15 protein-coding genes and 2 pseudogenes are annotated in these 17,934 nt (G+C 67.8%); 6 read left to right on the forward strand and 11 right to left on the reverse strand.

Going from position 1 to position 17,934, the window contains the following annotated elements:
- Positions 1-7: 7 nt before the first annotated feature.
- The 10 genes and pseudogenes from ACW4TU_RS04150 to ACW4TU_RS04195 all read right to left on the reverse strand — a co-directional run bounded on the left by ACW4TU_RS04150 (position 8) and on the right by ACW4TU_RS04195 (position 10,682).
- On the reverse strand, positions 8-667 hold the full coding sequence (locus tag ACW4TU_RS04150; protein WP_457424733.1) for a (2Fe-2S)-binding protein: 660 nt from the start codon (positions 665-667) through the stop codon (positions 8-10).
- Between the two features lie 359 nt (positions 668-1,026).
- A complete protein-coding gene (locus ACW4TU_RS04155; protein WP_457424735.1) occupies positions 1,027-1,881 on the reverse strand; it encodes a helix-turn-helix transcriptional regulator in 855 nt (284 codons plus the stop codon).
- 977 nt (positions 1,882-2,858) lie between these two features.
- Positions 2,859-3,743: an amidohydrolase family protein gene (locus ACW4TU_RS04160; RefSeq protein ID WP_457424737.1), complete on the reverse strand. Its 885-nt coding sequence runs from the start codon at positions 3,741-3,743 to the stop codon at positions 2,859-2,861.
- Positions 3,740-4,666, reverse strand: coding sequence for an SDR family NAD(P)-dependent oxidoreductase (locus ACW4TU_RS04165; RefSeq protein ID WP_457424739.1), 927 nt, complete (start codon positions 4,664-4,666; stop codon positions 3,740-3,742). Before ACW4TU_RS04165 ends, ACW4TU_RS04160 begins: the two co-directional genes overlap by 4 nt.
- Before the next feature lie 40 nt (positions 4,667-4,706).
- The gene (locus ACW4TU_RS04170; RefSeq protein ID WP_457424741.1) at positions 4,707-6,257 is read right to left on the reverse strand and encodes an AMP-binding protein; all 1,551 of its coding nucleotides are present in this window, start codon (positions 6,255-6,257) and stop codon (positions 4,707-4,709) included.
- Between the two features lie 22 nt (positions 6,258-6,279).
- A pseudogene (locus ACW4TU_RS04175) lies at positions 6,280-6,535 on the reverse strand (MBL fold metallo-hydrolase); the annotation flags it as partial.
- Complete coding sequence (locus tag ACW4TU_RS04180; RefSeq protein WP_457424744.1) at positions 6,532-7,617, reverse strand: S-(hydroxymethyl)mycothiol dehydrogenase; 1,086 nt, start codon at positions 7,615-7,617, stop codon at positions 6,532-6,534. The pseudogene ACW4TU_RS04175 and the gene ACW4TU_RS04180, both read right to left, overlap by 4 nt.
- Before the next feature lie 18 nt (positions 7,618-7,635).
- On the reverse strand, positions 7,636-8,850 hold the full coding sequence (locus ACW4TU_RS04185; RefSeq protein WP_457424746.1) for a cytochrome P450: 1,215 nt from the start codon (positions 8,848-8,850) through the stop codon (positions 7,636-7,638).
- 34 nt (positions 8,851-8,884) lie between these two features.
- Positions 8,885-9,862 carry a PDR/VanB family oxidoreductase gene (locus tag ACW4TU_RS04190; protein WP_457424748.1) on the reverse strand — a complete coding sequence of 326 codons (978 nt, stop codon included), beginning with the start codon at positions 9,860-9,862 and terminating at the stop codon, positions 8,885-8,887.
- Between the two features lie 64 nt (positions 9,863-9,926).
- Positions 9,927-10,682, reverse strand: coding sequence for an IclR family transcriptional regulator (locus ACW4TU_RS04195; RefSeq protein ID WP_457424750.1), 756 nt, complete (start codon positions 10,680-10,682; stop codon positions 9,927-9,929).
- Between the two features lie 89 nt (positions 10,683-10,771).
- Here ACW4TU_RS04195 and ACW4TU_RS04200 point away from each other — a divergent pair, with 89 nt between their 5' ends.
- Positions 10,772-11,014: an alpha/beta hydrolase fold domain-containing protein gene (locus tag ACW4TU_RS04200; RefSeq protein WP_457430696.1), complete on the forward strand. Its 243-nt coding sequence runs from the start codon at positions 10,772-10,774 to the stop codon at positions 11,012-11,014.
- Positions 11,015-11,076: 62 nt separating this feature from the next.
- Here ACW4TU_RS04200 and ACW4TU_RS04205 read toward each other — a convergent pair whose 3' ends face one another.
- A complete protein-coding gene (locus ACW4TU_RS04205) occupies positions 11,077-11,967 on the reverse strand; it encodes a helix-turn-helix transcriptional regulator (protein WP_457424752.1) in 891 nt (296 codons plus the stop codon).
- A 217-nt stretch (positions 11,968-12,184) separates the two neighbouring features.
- On the opposite strand from ACW4TU_RS04205, the gene ACW4TU_RS04210 reads away from it, so the two are divergent.
- The 5 genes and pseudogenes from ACW4TU_RS04210 to ACW4TU_RS04230 all read left to right on the forward strand — a co-directional run bounded on the left by ACW4TU_RS04210 (position 12,185) and on the right by ACW4TU_RS04230 (position 17,909).
- Positions 12,185-13,138, forward strand: coding sequence for an alpha/beta hydrolase (locus tag ACW4TU_RS04210; RefSeq protein WP_457424754.1), 954 nt, complete (start codon positions 12,185-12,187; stop codon positions 13,136-13,138).
- 529 nt (positions 13,139-13,667) lie between these two features.
- The gene (locus ACW4TU_RS04215) at positions 13,668-15,332 is read left to right on the forward strand and encodes a tannase/feruloyl esterase family alpha/beta hydrolase (RefSeq protein WP_457424756.1); all 1,665 of its coding nucleotides are present in this window, start codon (positions 13,668-13,670) and stop codon (positions 15,330-15,332) included.
- Between the two features lie 104 nt (positions 15,333-15,436).
- Positions 15,437-16,057, forward strand: a complete 621-nt coding sequence (locus ACW4TU_RS04220; RefSeq protein WP_457424758.1) for an alpha/beta hydrolase fold domain-containing protein — start codon at positions 15,437-15,439, stop codon at positions 16,055-16,057.
- Positions 15,976-16,307 (forward strand): annotated as a pseudogene (locus tag ACW4TU_RS04225) (XdhC family protein); the annotation flags it as partial. The gene ACW4TU_RS04220 and the pseudogene ACW4TU_RS04225, both read left to right, overlap by 82 nt.
- Before the next feature lie 348 nt (positions 16,308-16,655).
- Positions 16,656-17,909 carry an MFS transporter gene (locus ACW4TU_RS04230; RefSeq protein WP_457424760.1) on the forward strand — a complete coding sequence of 418 codons (1,254 nt, stop codon included), beginning with the start codon at positions 16,656-16,658 and terminating at the stop codon, positions 17,907-17,909.
- The last annotated feature ends 25 nt before the right edge of the window (positions 17,910-17,934 follow it).

Genomic DNA, 17,934 nt, shown 5'->3' on the forward strand with positions numbered 1-17,934 from the left:
CGGCTCCTTACTTCCGGCCGGCGGTCTGCTCGACCGCGCGCACGATTTTCACGTAACAGCCGCAGCGGCAGATGTTTCCGCTCATCCACTCGCGGATCTCCTCCGGCGAGTCGGTGTGTCCCTCCTGCATGCAGCCGACGCCCGACATGATCTGGCCCGGCGTGCAGTAACCGCACTGGAACGCGTCCTGCTCGATGAACGCCTGCTGCAGCGGGTGCAGCTTGTCGCCGTCGGCCAGACCCTCGATGGTCGTGACGTCGGCGCCCTCCAGCCGGACGGCGAGTGTCAGACAGGAGTTGACCCGTCGGCCGTCGACCAGCACGGTGCACGCCCCGCAAGCACCCGCGTTGCAGCCCTTCTTCGAACCGGTCAGATCGAAGTGCTCGCGCAACAGGTCCAGCAGCGAGGTGCGGTTGTCCACCGTCACGGTCCGGCGGGTGCCGTTCACCGTCAGAGAGACACGGCTGGACGGAGGCCCCTCGGCGGCAGCCACCTCCTCCCCGGCGGTAAGCAAGGACCCTCCGATCACGCCGCCGACGACAACGACACCACCGACCGCGGTACTGGTGGCGATGAACGTGCGTCGTGTCGGCGCGGTGAGGGACTCGGACTCGGTGGAGTCGGTGGGGGGTGGAACATCCGGATCAGTGAACTCAGGGGAGGACATACATAGGCCTTCGGACTCGGCGGATGGGGCACCTGGCCTGCACGGCGACAGGGAACTGGGCGAATCCCACGACTTCGTCACCACCGCGTATTCAGAATGCGCACGTGTTGTGCGACCGCGGTTGGTCACGCCCCGAAGTCTTGCACCACCGGCATCCCCCATGGGAGGGAGAGTTTTCTCCCCGGATATTCTTCTCCCGAAGGGAACTCTGCTCCGCTGCCCGACAGCGGAGCAGATGAAAGCGGGTGTGGCACTATCGGGCAACGACCGTAGCCGAGAAAGATGTAGCATTCACCAATTTGCCGAGCCCGTGAAGTCTCACGTCGGGTGTCCGGCCTCGCTCGGATGCATGCAGCCGCTCATACTGCCGACGGCCGCGCAGTCCATGCCTGGAGAAGACGCAGGTTGTCGTGAGATGCCGTTCCTGGTTCGGCGGTCCAGATCACCAACTGCTGCTCGCCATCGGTGTCGCTGGTGAAGCTGTCCCAGTCAAGGGTGACGTCCCCGACGACCGGATGCCGCAGGGTCTTCGTTCCCACGCTCAGCGCCGTGGCGTGCTTCGCTCCCCACCATCGGCGGAAGTGGGCGTCAGCCACCGACAGTTCGCCCACGAGCTCGGTCAGCTGTACGTCTCCGGGGCACTTGGCGCCCTCCATCCACAACTGCGTGACGCACGCGTGGGCGACACGCTCCCAGTCCGGGTACAGCACCCTCATTGCAGGCTCGACGAAGAGGAGCCGGACGAAGTTCCGCTTCCTGACCGGGATCCGGGAGAAGTCGGTGACCAAAGCGGCGGCCAACGAGTTCCAGGCGAGGATGCCCATGTACCGGCCCAGCACCAGCGCCGGGGTGAACGGGATATCGTTGATGAATCGCTGCACCTGAGGCTGAACCTTCTGCGCCGGGCGTCGGCAGACCTTGACTCCCACCTCGCCCGCCAGCTCGAACAGATAGTCCCGCTGTTCGTCATCCAGGTGCAGGACGCGGACGAGCGTCGCGAGTACGGCCGCCGACGGCCGTACTACACGCCCCTGCTCCAAGCGCGCATAGTACGGGCTGCTCAGCCCGGCCAGCCGGGCGACCTCGTCCCGCCGGAGACCTGGTACGCGCCTCGGCGCTCCCGACTCCGGCAGCCCTACCGTGCGCGGGCTCAGCTCCGCTCGCCGGGCTTTGAGAAATACACCCAACCCGTTCAAATGTATGCTGCTCTCCATACAAGTCACTCTCACACGAATTCCTCACATTGTGAGGGGGGCGTTTTTATCCCAGGATGGCCTTGCATCTCATTCACGCCGACTGGTGGGCTCACTCGAGCCGAGAGGAGCCGCGGGCTCCGGGCGTACGCGTAGGCGGGTCCGCATTATAGGATTCCTGACACGGGCCGACATCGATGAATCCAGACTCGATTCGGCACGGCATCTCGCGAGAAGTCTCCCCCACTCGCATCCGGCACGTCACTGGTTATGGCCGCAAGTCTGCCACCGTTCACCCGGGCAGAGGGAGGGACAGTTTTCTCCCTGGATGAAGTGATCCCGGGACGGAATTTTCTTTTTTGTGGGCACGCGCGACAGTCGCAGGGTCATTGGCGCGGCCCGAGACCGGCTCAGGCCACCGGAGGACATCCCCTTCGAGTCCCCCACCCCATGGGCCCTCCTCAGCACGTTGTCCAAAGCCGTGTGCTGCGCGAAAGAGGCGAAGAAGGACGCGAACGCAGATGTCACTTCCCCAGAAGCACTATGGGGCCGACCTGCATTTCTACAGCCCCCAACGCCCGTGACGGCGTGCCGGGCTCCCTGCCCGCGAGCGTGATCGCCCCTCCAAGGGGCGGCATTAAGGAGCAGAGGGCTGGTCTCCATGCCCGACGACTGGCCGAGCTCGGATTCGCCGCCCTCGCTTCGACACGGCCTATCAGGGCGAGTGTGAAGGAGGACCACGCTTGCCGGAAGCCCCCTTCCAACCCGCCGGAGGACATAACCAACGCCGTCAGTTACCTGACCACACGTCAGGATGTCGATCCGCCCAATATCGGCCACGCTAGGCATCTGTACCGGCGCGGGCCGTGTCGCGTACGCCGCCGCGACCGACCACCGCGTCAAGGCCGTCGAAATTGGCAGCTTGCTGTGCAACGGACTCGGCCGCGCGCAAGACCCCGCCGCGCTCCAGAGGATTGGCGCGTCGGTTTGCTGACAGGTCAGTCCTTGGTGAGGCCGAAGAGCCGGGCGGCGTTCTCCTTGAGGATCTTCGGCCGGACCTCGTCCTTGATGGGCAGGGAAGCGAAGTCCTTCAGCCAACGGTCGGGAGTGATCAAGGGGAAGTCGGAGCCGAAGAGCACTTTGTCGCTGAGCAGTGTGTTGGCGTACTGGACGAGCTGCGGCGGAAAGTACTTCGGCGACCAGCCGGACAGGTCGATCCACACGTTCGGCTTGTGCGTGGCGACGGCGAGGGCCTCGTCCTGCCAGGGAAAGGACGGGTGAGCGATGATGATCTTGAGATTTGGGAAGTCGGCGGCGACGTCGTCGAGGTACAGCGGATTGGAGTACTTCAGGCGTATGCCGCCGCCCCCGGGCAGGCCGGCGCCGATGCCGCTCTGGCCGCTGTGGAACAGCGCGGGGACGCCCAGTTCCTCAAGCGCCTCGTACAGGGGGTAGGCCGCCCGGTCGTTCGGGAAGAACGCCTGCATGTTGGGGTGGAACTTGAAGCCGCGGACATGGTGGTCCTCGACCAGACGCCGCGCGGCCTTCACTCCCGTCTGCCCCTTCGCCGGGTCGATGCTGGCGAAGGGGATCAGCACGTCCGGGTGTGCGGCGGCCGCTTCGGCGACCTCTTCGTTGGCGATGGCCGGATAGCCGGTGGTGGACTCGGCGTCGACGGTGAACACGACGCACGCCATGCGCCGTTCCCGGTAGTACGCGGCGACCTGCTCCAATTGCGGCAGGCGCTGACCGCCCGGACCGAAGTGCTTCTCGGAGGCGGCGAGGAGGTCTGGGGGCAGGGAGGGACGCCCGTCCTTGGAGACCTCGCAGTGGACATGGACATCGATGGCCGTGAGCGAGGCGATGTCGAGTGGGGCGGTCATCGGGCGGCCTCCTGAGTCGCGGTGGGGCGCTTGGGCAGAGCGATGCCGTACGTCTCCGGGCGTTCGCCGACTCCGGAGGCCCAGGTCTCGGCGATCGTGCCGGCGTCCCAGCCGCCGTCATGGAACGCGGAGCGGATCTCGGCCGGATGGGACCACAGAGTGAGGCGGTCGCCGCCGATGCCGATGCACTGGCCGGTGACCTGGGACGCGGCGTCGGAGGCGAGGAAGACGACAAGGCCCGCGCAGTCCTCAGGGCCGCCGAACGACAATGCGCGGCGGACTGCGGACGGGATCGGCTCGCCCCGGTCGAGCATGTCGACGTACGGGGCGAGAAAGGGAATGGACCGGGTCATGGCAGTGGCCGCGTTCGGGATCAGTGCGTTGACGGTGATCCGGGCCTTGGCGCATTCCATGGCCCAGGTGCGGGTCATGGCGGCGATACCGGCTTTGGCCGCCGCGTAGTTGGTCTGACCGAAGTTGCCGCGCTGCCCGGCAGGTGAGCCGGCCAGGATCAGCCGCCCGCCATTCCCGGCCGTACGGAAGTGCCGTACGGCGGCGCGGGCGCAGGTGAAGGTGCCGCGCAGGTGGACGTCGATGACGGAGTCGAAGTCGTCGTCCGTCATGTTCCACAGCACCTTGTCGCGCAGCAGCCCGGCGTTGGTCACCATGATGTCGAGCCGCCCGAAGGCGTCGAGGGCGCGGGCGACCAGGGCGTCGGCCGTCTCGCTGTGGCCGACTGCCGCCACCTCGGCGACGGCCCGCCCGCCGGCGGCCTCGATGGTTTTGACGGCCCTGTCGGCCGCCTCGGTGTTGATGTCGTTGACCACTACTCTCGCGCCCGCTCGGGCCAGGGCGGAGGCGTACGCCAGCCCGAGACCCTGACCGCTGCCGGTCACGACCGCGACCTTGCCCGTCAGATCCATATTCGTTTCCTTCGCTGTCTTCTGTTCGATCGAGTCTTGATCAAGTTTTTTTGAGTCGGCGACGCAGGATCTTCCCGGCCGGCGACTTGGGGATGGCGTCGATGAACTCGACGGCCCTGATGCGTTTGTACGGAGCGACCCGCGCGGCCACCCAGTCGAGGAGGTCCTGGGCGTCGATGGTCCGTTCGGTCACGACGAAGGCCTTGGGCGCCTCGCCGCCCGTCGGGTGGGGCATCGCGATGACGGCGGCATCGGTGATGTCGGGATGGGTGAGTAGTACGGCCTCGAGCTCAGCGGGCGCGACCTGATAGCCCTTGTACTTGATCAACTCCTTGAGCCGGTCGACGACGAAGAAGTTGCCGTGCTCGTCGACGCGGGCGATGTCGCCGGTGCGCAGCCATCCCTCGGTGAGGGTCTGGGCGGTCGCTTCTGGGTTGGCCAGATATCCGGCCATCATTTGAGGGCCGCGGACCCACAGTTCCCCGGTCTCGCCGGGCTCCGCGTCCTCGCCGTTCAGCGGGTCGACCAGCCGTGCTTCAGTGTCGGGAAGCAGGCGCCCGGCCGCTCCCGCAGGCGTCTCAACGAAGATCTCGTCGGGAGCGCAGTGGGTGCCAGGGCTCGCCTCGGTCATCCCGTAGCCCTGGCGGATCACGGAGCCGATGCGCTTCTCCGCGCGCGCCGCCAGCTCCTCGTCCAACGGAGCGGCCCCGCAGATCGCTTTGCGCATCGACGACAGGTCGTACTCATCGACCTCTGCTGCCTGTGCGAGGTCCAAGACCATGGGTGGGGCTAGGTGCCCCCTGGTGACGCCGTAGCTCTGAACGACCTCGAGGAAGGGCCGCAGTCCGAAGCGCGGCAGGGTGACGACGGTCGCGCCTGCCAGCAGCGCCGAGTTGAGGATGACAGTGAAGCCGTAGATGTGGAAGAACGGCAGCGCGCCGCACAGCACGTCGTCCTCAGTCAACTGCCAGCATCGTGCGAGCTGTTGAAGGTTGGCGACCAGGTTGCGGTGGGTCAGCATGACGCCCTTGGCCATGCCCGTGGTTCCGCTGGAGTATGGGAGCGCGGCGAGCGCCTCGGCGGGGTTCGCGGTGAGCGCCGGAGGAGTTGGCTCGGCGCCTGCCACCAAAACGTCCCAGGAACCCTGTTCCGGGTGGGTGCCGATGACGAACATCTGCCGCACTCCGGCCCGCCGCGCGGCCTCCGCGGCCTTCTCCGCGAACGGCTGCGCCACGACGAGCGCACGGGCACGGGAGTCGGTGAGCTGCTTGACAATCTCCTCCACCGTCAGCACCGGGTTGAGCGGGGAGACCACTGCCCCTGCCCTGAGCACGGCGTGCACCGCCACTGCGAACCGGGGCTGGTTGTGACTCATCACGGCGACGACGTCGCCCGGCGCGATGCCAGTCCCCGCGAGCCCTTCCGCGCCGCAGGCGGCGGCTCGCACGAGTTCGGCGTAGGTGACGGATTCGCCGGTGGAGGCGTCGATGAGCGCCGCCTTGTCCGCCCGTGTAGCGGCACCGGCGAGTACGTGATCCGAGAGGAAGGAGTTGGGGATGTGGAGTCCGGACAGGAGGCTGCGATAGATCACGGTGGCTCCTTGGAAGGCGGAGAATCGGCGTCCCGGTCAGTTCAGCGAGGGCGGGCGTGGCGTCGATGTGGTCGTCATGGCCGTGGTCGCACACGAGGGCCGTCACACTTCGGTTCTCCGACGACGTCGGCGATGGCGGGGACGTCGTGTGCCGCATCGGTGACGATCACCTCTTCGTCGTCGCCCACGATCCAGACGTTGTTGTCGACGTTCCGGGTGCCGCCGTCCAGGCTGAAGGTGCCCGAGGTGACCAGGCGCTGGATGTGGGCGGCTGTCACAGCGCCACCACCGAGCGCAGCACATCACCCTTGTGCATGCGGGCGAAGGCGTTCTCGACGTCGTCCAGGGGGATGGTCTCGGTGACGAAGGCGTCCAGGTCCAGGCGGCCCTGGAGGTACAGGTCAATGAGCAGGGGGAAGTCGCGGGAGGGAAGGCAGTCGCCATACCAGCTCGACTTCAGGGCCCCGCCGCGCCCGAAAATGTCCAGCAGTGGCAGTTCCATCTTCATGTCCGGGGTCGGCACCCCGACCAGCACCACGGTCCCGGCCAGGTCGCGGGCATAGAACGCCTGCCGGTACGTTTCCGGGCGGCCGACGGCGTCGATGACGACATCGGCACCGAAACCTCCGGTCAGTTGACGGACGGCCTCGATCGGGTCGGCCGCGAGGGAGTTAACGGTGTGCGTGGCCCCCATCGACCGAGCGGTGGTCAGCTTACGGTCGTCGATGTCCACGGCGATGATCCGCGCCGCGCCCGCCAGCCGGGCGCCGACCACGGCGGCGTTGCCGACACCGCCGCAGCCGATGACGGCGACCGAGTCGCCGCGGCCGACGGAGCCGGTGTTGAGCGCGGCGCCGAGACCCGCCATCACGCCGCAGCCCAGCAGTCCCGCCGCAGCAGGCGATGCCTTCGGGTCGACCTTGGTGCACTGGCCGGCCGCGACGAGGGTCTTCTCGGCGAAGGCCCCGACGCCCAGGGCGGGCGAGAGTTCCGTGCCGTCGGCCAATGTCATCTTCTGGGTCGCGTTGTGGGTGGCGAAGCAGTACCAGGGACGGCCGCGTCGACAGGCGCGGCACTGCCCGCACACCGCACGCCAGTTGAGGACGACGAAGTCGCCCGGTTCCACCTCGGTCACGCCCTCCCCCACCGACTCCACGATTCCGGCGGCCTCATGGCCGAGCAGGAACGGGAAGTCGTCGTTGATACCGCCCTCGCGGTAGTGCAGGTCCGTGTGGCACACCCCGCAGGCCTGCACCTTCACCACGGCCTCACCCGGACCGGGGTCCGGCACGACGATCGTCTCGAGGGTGACCGGTTCTCCCTTGGCCAGGGCGACAACGGCTCGTACGCGCTGCGGCATTTCGTGGTTCCTCTCGGCTCAGGCGCTGGGGTGGACGCGCACGGGTAGGGAAGCCCAGGCGCGCAGGGTGTTGTTGACGTGCCGGCGCGGGGTGCCGGTGAACTCGATCCTCTCGACGCGGCGGGCCAGTGCGGTCAGCAGCGCCTCGGCCTCCAAGCGGGCGACGTGCTGGCCGACGCACTGGTGGATGCCCATGCCGAACCCGACGTGGCCGGAGGGATCGCGGGTGAGGTCGAAGCGGTCCGGGTCGGTCCAGCGGGCGGGGTCACGGTTGGCGGCGCCGAGGAACATGAGGATCTTCGTTCCCTCGGGGATGACGGTGCCGGCGATGGTCATGTCGGCGGTGGCGGTACGGAAGAAGGTCTGCACCGGCGACTGCCAGCGCACCGCCTCGTCGAAGGCGACCCGCGCCAACTCCGGTCGCTCGCGTAGCCGTTGCCACTGCTCGGGGTGGGTGGCGAAGGCGTACAGGCAGGCCGCCAGACCGTGCACCGTGGTGTCGACGCCGGCGGTGAGCAGTGAACGCACCACCAATGGCGCCTGGGTGCGCGTCAGGTCACCACGGTCGGCCGCGCTCCAGATACGTGCTCCGAACCCGTCCTCGGCAAGTGCCTCGCGGGCGCACTGGGCATTGACCCATGCCGACAGCTCGGCCACCTGATGGGCATCCGCCGCCACCAGGTCGTTGCGGGGACCGAAGGCGTTGAAGGCCATGTTGCCGTAGGGCAGGAGGTTCTCCCGGCCGTCGGGGCCGAGTCCCACCGCGTCGGGAAAGACCTTCAGCGGGAACGCCCGTGCCAGTCGCGCGAAGGCGTCGAACTCCGTTGCTTCGCTCAGGAGTTGGTCGACCATCTCCTCCGCCGCGGCCTGCCATGTCTCGCGCATGCGGCGGAGCTCCGGCGGAGCGAGGATCTCGCGCAGCACTCGCCGGGGGGCATCGTGCCGGGGCGGGTCGGCCTCCAGCAGCAGGCTCGGCGGCCGCCACGGCTCTTCGTGGCGGAAGTTGGCCAGCCCCACCCCGGCACCCGACTCGAAGTGCTGCCAGTCCAGGAGGGCGGCGTGCACCTCTTTGTAGCGGGCCAAGGCGTGGACGTCGTACCGGGGCAGGTACACCACGGGCCCGGCATCCCGCAGCACATGGTGGAGTTCTTCCGGCTCCTCAAGGACGGAGGGGGCGAAGGGGTCGGCGTCGCAGATGGGCACCATTGCGGCTCGCTCGGCGGATTCGGGCATGACGGCTCCTGGGCACGGCTCGGGCGGGGACGGATCAGAGGTCGAGGACCAGGCGGTCGTCGCAGGAACGGGACACGCACGGGAACATGCAGGTGTTGGCGGCCCGTTCATGGTCGGCGAGAATCGAATCGCGGTGGTCGGGCCGGCCCTGAAGGACCGGGGTGAGGCAGGTGCCGCAGGTGCCCTGCTCACAGGAGGCGAGCACGTCCACTCCGGCACGGCGCACCGCGTCCAGGACCGAGAGGTCCTGGGTCACGGTCACGGTGCGTCCTGTCCGCCGCAACTCGACCTCGAAGGGGGTGCCGCGCACCGGGGCGGTCTGTTCGGCGGCGCTGAAGCGCTCGGTGCGCAGGGTGTACGGTGCCCAGTCGGCGCAGGCGGCCTCCACGCCGGCCAGCAGCGGACCGGGACCGCAGCAGTAGACCTTGGTGTCTGCACCCGGAGTTCCCAGCCAGGCGTCGAGATCGAGCAGTCCGTACTCGTCCTGCGGTACGAGGTGCACCCGCTCGCCATAGGCAACCGACAGTTCCTCGGCGAAGGCCATGGATGCCCGCGTCCGTCCGCCGTAGAGCAACTGCCAGTCCGCACCCAGCAGTTCGGCCTGCTGGACCATCGGCAGTAGCGGCGTGATACCGATTCCACCGGCGATGAAGAGGTACTTCTCCGAGGGCACCAGCGGGAAGTGGTTGCGCGGACCGCCGACGCCGACCCGCGCGCCCGGCCGCAGTACATCGTGGACGTACGCCGATCCGCCGCGGCCGTGCGGCTCGCGCAGAACCGCGATCCGGTACGTGTACGCGTCCCACCGGTTGCCGCACAGCGAGTAGTGCCGGATGGTCCCGTCGGGCAGCACCAGTTCGATGTGGGAGCCGGGTGTCCAGTCCGGCAGCCGTGTGCCCGCCTGGTGGCCCAGGGTCAGCGCGACCACGCCCTCGGCCACGGTCTCCTTGTCGGAGATCTCCAGAGTTGCGACCACGTCGTCGCCTCCCGTCGTTGGGGTTGCGGGAAGCATGCGCGTGGGCGGGAAGGTGGCGCGACAGCACTCTCATTCAGTGAGAGACCGAGTTGCGAGCGGTTCAGCCGGGGAGGCCCTGGGCTCCTCGAGCCGCCAGGGCACGGGACATGCCCCGCGCGGCCGCCCGCACCACGGGCACGACGGAGGTGGCTCCGGATTCGTTGGGCACGATCACCGAAAGGGCGGCCATGACGTCGCCCCGCCCGTCGCGGACCGGAGCCGCGATGCCGAGAGCGTCCTCGTGGAAGTAGCCCGCGCAGAACGCGTATCCCTGCTGCCGGACGGCGGCCAGAGTGGAGCGCAATGCTGCGGGGGACGTGATGGTGTGCGGTGTGTAGGCCCGCAACTGACCCGCCAGGACGCGTTCCTGCAGTTCCACTGGCCCGTGGGCGAGCAGCACCAAACCGCTGGAGGACACGTGCAGCGGCAGCCGGCCCGCGATGCGGGTGTAGTTGATGATCGCTCCCGGCGCCGAGAGCCGTTCCAGGAACAGCACCTCGCCGCCGTCCAGCACACCGATCTGGACGTGGTGCCCCACCACGTCGTGCAGACCCTCCATGAACGGCATCGCCGTATCCCGCAGCGACAGGGTGGGCGAGGCTCGCGTCCCGAGCTCCCACAGCCGCACGCCGATCCGCACCCGGCGGTCCGCATCCCGCGCCAGGAACCCGTGCGTGACAAGCTCAGCCACCAGTCGCGACGCCGTCGCCAGATGCAGTCCCGTGCGCCGCGAGATCTCGGAGACGGTGAGAGCCGGCTCATCGGGCGTGAACACCTCAAGGATCCGCACCGCCCGCGACAGGACGGACTCGCCCATCTGCGCCCTCCCCTCGTCTTGGTGGTCCGGCGTCGTGCTTCCAGTTACTCGGCATCTCAGAAGTGGACGACTGGCTGGAGAACCCATCGATGCGTGCGTTCACTGACAAGCCGAGGTGGCACGCGCCAGTCCACGCCGAGATCTCACCAGTCGGCCTCCCCGCGTATGTCGCCGTCTGCGACTTCGACCGGTTGCGCGGCAAAGGTCTGAGATACACCCGTCGGCTGCTCCAGGCAAGTATCCAGACCGAGCTGCATTACTTTCCCGAAACGTTCCACGGCTCGCGGAAACCTGACTCAGGATGCCAAACAAGGCAAGCCGAGGCAGCGTGACGAGCCATGGCCGCTGCGCCCGCACGGGGCATCGCGCCCCGGGTGCCGGCCGGGCCGGCGCGTCAGCCGACCGTGGGCGGTGGCGTCGAGGAGGCCGTTTCCTGGGTGGCGCCCCAAGAGGAGAGCAGACGCAGCCCTTCCTCGGAGGGTGAGCCGGGTTCGGCGGTGTAGATGGTGAGGGCGAGGCCGGGTGTGGCGATCATCTCCAGGCCCTCCCAGGAGAGGGTGAGGTCGCCGACGACCGGGTGGTGGAACCGCTTCGCTCCGGTGCCGTGCAGGCGGACGTTGTGGTCGGCCCAGCGGGTGCGGAATGCGTCGCTGCGGGTGGACAGTTCGCCGACCAGGTCGTGAAGATCCCGGTTGTAGGGGTCGCGGCCGGCCTGGACGCGCAGGATGGCGACGGTCTGGTCGGCGACCTGCTCCCAGTCTGCGTAGAAGCGCTGCGCGGCGGGGTCGAGGAAGGCGTACCGGGCGAGGTTCGGTGGCCGCTGTCCGGCAGTGGGCAGATCGCAATAGAAGGCGCGGGCGAGGTGGTTCATGACAAGCAGATCCATACGGCCGTTGCCGACGAAGGCGGGTCCCGCGGTGATGGCGTCCAGGGTCCACTGCAGGCTCGGGTGCGCGGTCCACTGCTTGGCAGCGCGGCGGCGGGGCCGTGCAAGGGTGTCAGAGCCGTCGGCTGCCTGGGCCAGGTGGAGCAGGTGCACGCGTTCGGCGTCGTCGAGCTGGAGCGCACGGGCGATTGCCTCAAGTACGCCCGGGGACACGCCGGCGAGGTTGCCGCGCTCCACCTTGGCGTAGTACTCGACGCTGACGTCGGCCAGCGCGGCGACCTCACTGCGCCGCAGCCCGGGAACGCGGCGCTTGCTACCGGCGGGCAGCCCTGCCTGCTGAGGTGTGATCTTGGCTCGCCGCGAGATCAGAAACTCGCGGATCTCTTCACGATGGTCCACTACTGCACGGTACGCCCGACTAAGGCTGGCAGGGGTGTACTGCCAGTACACCCCTTGCCAGAGACTCCCTGCGAACACGGAGAGCCGGTTGACTGCACTGTGTGGCGCGTACGCGACTATGAGCACTCGGCCGACAACGCCGGCACGGCACACCGGCCCACGGAGCCCGCCAGCAGCGCCCCTCACGGCTATACGCACAGGAAGAAGGACAAGAACGATGCCAGTCCCGGACAACTACATCTTCGACCTGGACGAGAACGTCACGCGCACATCGGTGTCGTACCAGAACAGGTTCGGGATCACCATCGCGGCAGACCTCTACCGGCCCAAGGACTTCGACGAGTCCCAGCAGCACAAGGCGATCGTCATCGGCGCACCGTTCGGTGGCGTCAAGGAGCAGGGGCCCGGCATCTACGCCCAGAATCTGGCCCTGCGCGGATTCGTGGCCCTCACGTTCGACCCGTCGTACAACGGCTACAGCGGTGGCGCGCCACGTCATGTCGCCTCCCCTGACCTCTTCGTCGAGGACTTCAGCGCAGCGGTGGACTACCTCGGCACACGTCCCTTCGTCGACCGGGAGCGCATCGGTGGGATCGGCATGTGCGGCAGCGGCGGATTTCTGCTCAGTGCCGCACAGGTCGACCGGCGCCTCAAGGCGGTCGCCACCGTCGTCATGTACGACATCTCCCGGGCTGCCTCGAAGGGTTGGCAGGATTCGCTCACCGACGAGGCGCGAAACGGCATGCTGGACGCGATGGCGCAACAGCGATACGTGGACTTCGAGGGCTATGGCCCCGTGCTGGCACCGCGTGGAGCGCCGATCGGGTTCGACGACACAACCGACCCCATCGGCCGCGAGTTCGGCGAGTTCTACTCCACCCCACGGGGCTACCACCCCAACTCGATCACCCAGTTCACGATGACGAGCATGATGTCGTTCATGAACTTCCCGCTGCTCACTCACATCAAGACGATCTCGCCACGGCCCATCCTGTTCGTCGTGGGAGAGCACGCTCACTCACGCTACTTCAGCGAGGACGCCTATGAACTGGCGGCGGAGCCCAAGGAGTTCCACGTCGTTCCCGACGCCGGCCATGTGGACCTGTACGACAAAACGGATCTGATCCCGTTCGACAAGCTGTCGGAGTTCTTCACCAAGAACCTCGGGTGATCCCCGGCTGCGGACTGTAGTGCGTTCGCGTGAACCCCGGGCCGCAGCTCAACGATCACAAGCACCTTCCTCGTAGAGCCCGGTTCGGGCTCGTGGCCCCCGGGGCCGGTAGGACTCTTTTGCCCCTGACGTTGATGATCTGCAGAAGTGCTGTCACCAGTCCTGGCGGCACCGGCTAATCGCTGACGGAAGCGTGTCCACCACCAGGCCTGCTGCGTGATGCGGCAGTCGGCCGACGGTGCCCGCTGACAGGCCACCCGGCGGGAGGCCCGGCCTGGGAAGCCCGATGACCAGCACTACCTCCACGGCTCTTGCCCCTCCCCTCCCAGCCCAAACAATCCAACGGGGACTGGCACGCGCAGACTCCACAGGCTGGCCCGCATCTCCTCGACAGCGTCGTCTGACGCCCGTCACGCCACTTCGGAAGAGCATTCTCGCTGCCGTGCCACAGAGCGCCACACGATTCCATCCCACGCCTGTGACGGCTGAGTTGTCGTCATTTGCTGGAGTCATCTCAGAAAGGCTTCTGATGCAGCAATCCCCACATCCTCGATCCCACAGGAGCCGAAGCTCTCGCTGGCTGCTGGCCGGCGGCGCCCTGGCCGCTGCCTCGGTCTCGCTCTGGACGCTGGTCACGCCCGCCGACGCGACTGCCACTACTCCACGGAGCGCTGCGTGTTCCGATCTCGCCTCTGGTCTGCTGAAGAAGCATGAGGTCAAGTCGGCGACGTCCAAGGTCGTCTCCGCAACACCCGACGTACCCGCCCACTGCCAGGTCGACCTGACACCGGAACGCGCTATCAACATCCGGGTCGTTCTCCCCCTCAACGACGCCGACGGCGGCGAGGGCGGAACCGAGGCCGGTGCCTGGAACGGACGCGTCCTCAACATCGGCGGCGGCGGCTACCAGGGAATCATCTCCGACCTCTCCTTCCCCCTGCAACGCGGCGAGGTCGGCTCGAACACCGACACCGGCCACAACCAGGCCTGGTGCAACGCCACCAACCCCAAAACCGGTCTCACCAACGCCCAGCCGGACTGCGGCCTGATCGGCGGCGGCTTCGTCCTCGACCCCCGCGGCAAACTACTGACCTCGCAGGTCAAAGACTTCATCGACCGCAGCGAATACGCCCAGACGACCTGGGCCCTCAAACTCACCAAGAACTACTACGGCGAAAAGGCCCGCAGGAACTACTGGGTCGGCGCATCGACCGGCGGCCGACAGGGCTGGCAGATGGCCCAGAACCACGGCGATCTCTACGACGGCTTCCTCATCGGCTTCCCCGCCATGAACTGGAACCGCTTCCCCGTCGCGGAAGCCTGGCCCGCCATCGTCGTCAACGAACTGCTCGGCTCAAAAGGCCTGACACCCGCCAAGAGCGACGCCGCGAACGCCGCCGCCATCACCGCCTGCGACAGCCAGGACGGCGTCAAGGACAGTGTCATCGCCGAACCCCGCCGCTGCACCTACGACGCCCGCAACGTCAAGGACCTGACCCCTCAGGAGGCCAAGGCCGTCAACCTCATCTGGGACGGCCCACGCGACGCGCACGGTGGTCGCCTGTGGGGCGGCATCACCCGCGGAACCTCCTTCTCCACCCTGCTGCCCGGCGGCAACAACATGAGCCCGATGATCGACACCTGGATCCGCCACTGGCTCAAGCAGGACGCCACCTACGACTGGCGCTCCCACCTGACCACCACCAACTTCCCCCAGACCTTCCAAGCCGCCTACCGCAAGTTCGCGGGAACCGCCTCGACCGACAGCACCGACCTGACCGACGTCCGCCACAACAAGGGCAAAATCCTCTACTACGTCCCCACCAACGACCCCCTGATCGTGCCCTTCGGCTCCTACAACTACCAGCAACGCCTCTTCGACCGATACGGCGTCCAGGGCACCCGCTCCTTCGTACGGACCTTCTACTTCCCCAACATCGGCCATGAGCCCCCGGCCCTCACCGGCTCAGCCCCCGCCATGTCCCAACTCCTCGACGCCCTCCAAGCCTGGACCGAACACGGAAAAGCGCCCAAGTCCTTCAACCAGAACGACACCGCCGCAAACGTCCAGCGGACCATCTGCGCCTACCCCGACACCGTCAAGGCGCCTGGCGCCGACGCCGGCTGCCAGACACACACCAAAGTCCCCACCGACCTCGCCAACGCATCCCGCACCGTGATGGACCGTCGCTGACCCACAGGCCCATAAAGGAAGGGGCCGCGACCACACCGCGGCCCCTTATCGCGTCTGACGTCAGATGGCCGACGGCGCCTCAACTCCACCAAAGTCGAGGCGCCGTGACGATCACGTCGCCGTGGCCCCAGACCAGGCCACGGCACTGGCAGCAGGAGCTTCAAGGGCCAGGCCGTCTACATAGCAGCGAAGCGCGCATCGACTACCGCATCTCCGCCGAGGCCCCGTTTCCCGCGCAGCTGCACGACACCAAGGCCGCCATCCGCTACCTGCGCCACTACGCGGGTCACCTCGACCTGGATCCGCACCGGATCGGCATCTGGGACGAGTCGGCCGGCGGGCACCTGGCCGCGATGGCCGCCCTGACCGGCGGGCTGCCGGAACTGGAAGGCGAGGTGGGCGTGCTGGGGCCGGACAGCTCGGTGCGGGTCTGCGTGGACGGGTACGGGCTGTCCGACCTGGACTCCGAGCTAGACGAGGAACCGGCATCCGCCGAACCCCTGGAACCCGGCCTCCCGTACGACATCGTCGGCACGTTCCTGGGAAGCCACGCTTGCGAGGCGAAACGGGCCGCGAGCCCCATTACCTACGTCACCGCCGAGGCGCCGCCGTTCCTGCTCCTCCACGGCACACAGGACATCCCCGTTACCTGCCTCAGACGGCCGTGGACTCTCGCACCGCCGTCTGCGTCCTCACCCACGACGCCAAATTCGGCATCCCGCTGATGCAGCTCGCCCTCGACCTGCCGGTGGGCTATGTCGGCGCGATGGGTTTTCCCGGCGCACCCACGACGAACGTCTCCGCCTGCTGAGCAAGGCCGACGTTGCCGAGGACCAACTCCCCGCCTGTATCGGCCTCGGGGCCCACACCGCCGAGGAGACTGCTTTCTCCATCCCCACGGAGATCATCGCCCACACCGACCGAGTCACGGGGCTGCCCCTGTCCCAGGCCACCGGACCGATCCACCGGCCGCTTCCCCCACTGAAGTCCGACCACGGTCGGCTGAGGGAAGAGGCGGCAGATCCTGGCCGACGGCCGGCAAGGCGCCACGGAAACGGGCACAGCCCCAGGACGCAGGCTGTGCTGCTGGTCTCTGGCCCCTCCAATACCTGGGTGGCTGGCGCACCGCTGCCACGTCTCTGCCGGAACAAGTGAGTTTTTCATCCCGTGAAGCGGCAGCTGTCGAAAAGAAAGATCACTCGCCGCTCCGCCACGAAGCAGGGAGAAATTCCTCCCCCTCACAGAACGCCCGTGCGGTGCGATGCTCTACGGCGTCCCCGCCCCGCAGCGGTCGCGTGTCGCCTGAAAAGAGAATGCAACCGAATGCCACCCACACCCGACGGCCGATCCCGCAAGCTGCCCTTCGTCGTCCTGGTGCTGTCCGTCGGGACATTTCTCATGGGCACCACCGAATTCGTCATCGCGGGCCTGCTGCCCGAGATCGCCGGCGATCTGCATGTCAGCGTGTCTCAGGCAGGTCTGCTGATCACGGCGTTCGCGGCAGGCATGATCGTTGGGGCGCCGGTGATGGCTATCGCGACGCTGCGCCTGCCGCGGCGCTCCACACTGATCCTCGCGCTCGTCGTCTTCTCCCTCGGCCACTTGGCCGCCGCGCTCAGTTCGTCCTTCGCGCTGGTGCTCGCGGCCCGTGTGGTGACCGCACTGGCCACCGGGACCTTCTGGTGCGTCGGCGCGGTCGTGGCCACGACCGCGGCGGGGCCGGCAGCTACGTCACGAGCTCTGGGCATGCTCCTGGGGGGTCTGACCGTGGCAACCGTGGCCGGCGTACCACTAGGTGCGTGGCTGGGGCAGTTGTCGGGCTGGCGCGGGCCGTTCTGGGTGCTGGCCGTGCTGTCGGCCGGGGCGGCGGCGGTCATCGGCCGGTACATCCCTGCCGACGAGCGGCACGAACCGCCGTCCGTCCGGGCCGAGTTCGCCGCGCTGCGGGATGTGCGGGTCTGGCTGACGCTGAGTGCCATGACATTGCTGATGGGCGGTGTCCTGGCGACGTACACCTACATCTCGCCCTTGCTCACCGAACGGGCCGGCATCCCCGCTGGAGCCGTACCCATGGTCCTGACCGGCTACGGCCTGGGAGCCCTGCTGGGCACCACGGCCGGCGGGCGCCTGGGCGACCGTCGCCCCCTTGCCACGCTCATCACCTCCGCTGCCACGACCACGCTGGTCCTGCTGTTGTTGACCTTTCTCTCCACGAGCCCCGTGGCGGCCGTCATTCTGGTGACACTGATGGGGCTGGCAGGCTTCGCCGCAACCCCGGTGCTCGGCGCGCTGGCCCTGCGCTTCTCCAGTTCCGCGCCCAACCTCGTCTCCGGCCTCAGCGGCTCGGCGCCCAACGTGGGTATCGCCATCGGCTCCTGGACGGCGGGCATCGCCCTGACCTCACCGCTGGAGCAGGCAGGGCCCCCGATGGTCGGCACCGTGGCGGTCGCCCTCACCCTCGTGCCCCTGGCCGTACTCGCGTTGATGCGCGCCACCCGCTCCGAGACTCCCCCGCCTCAGCCTCGAGCAGCTGCCGCAGTCCAGCCGATCGGGTGCGGCACTCAGGACATTGCCTGACGCGGCTCTCGGCTCGTCCCACACG

The organism is Streptomyces kryoterrae, from assembly GCF_054072135.1.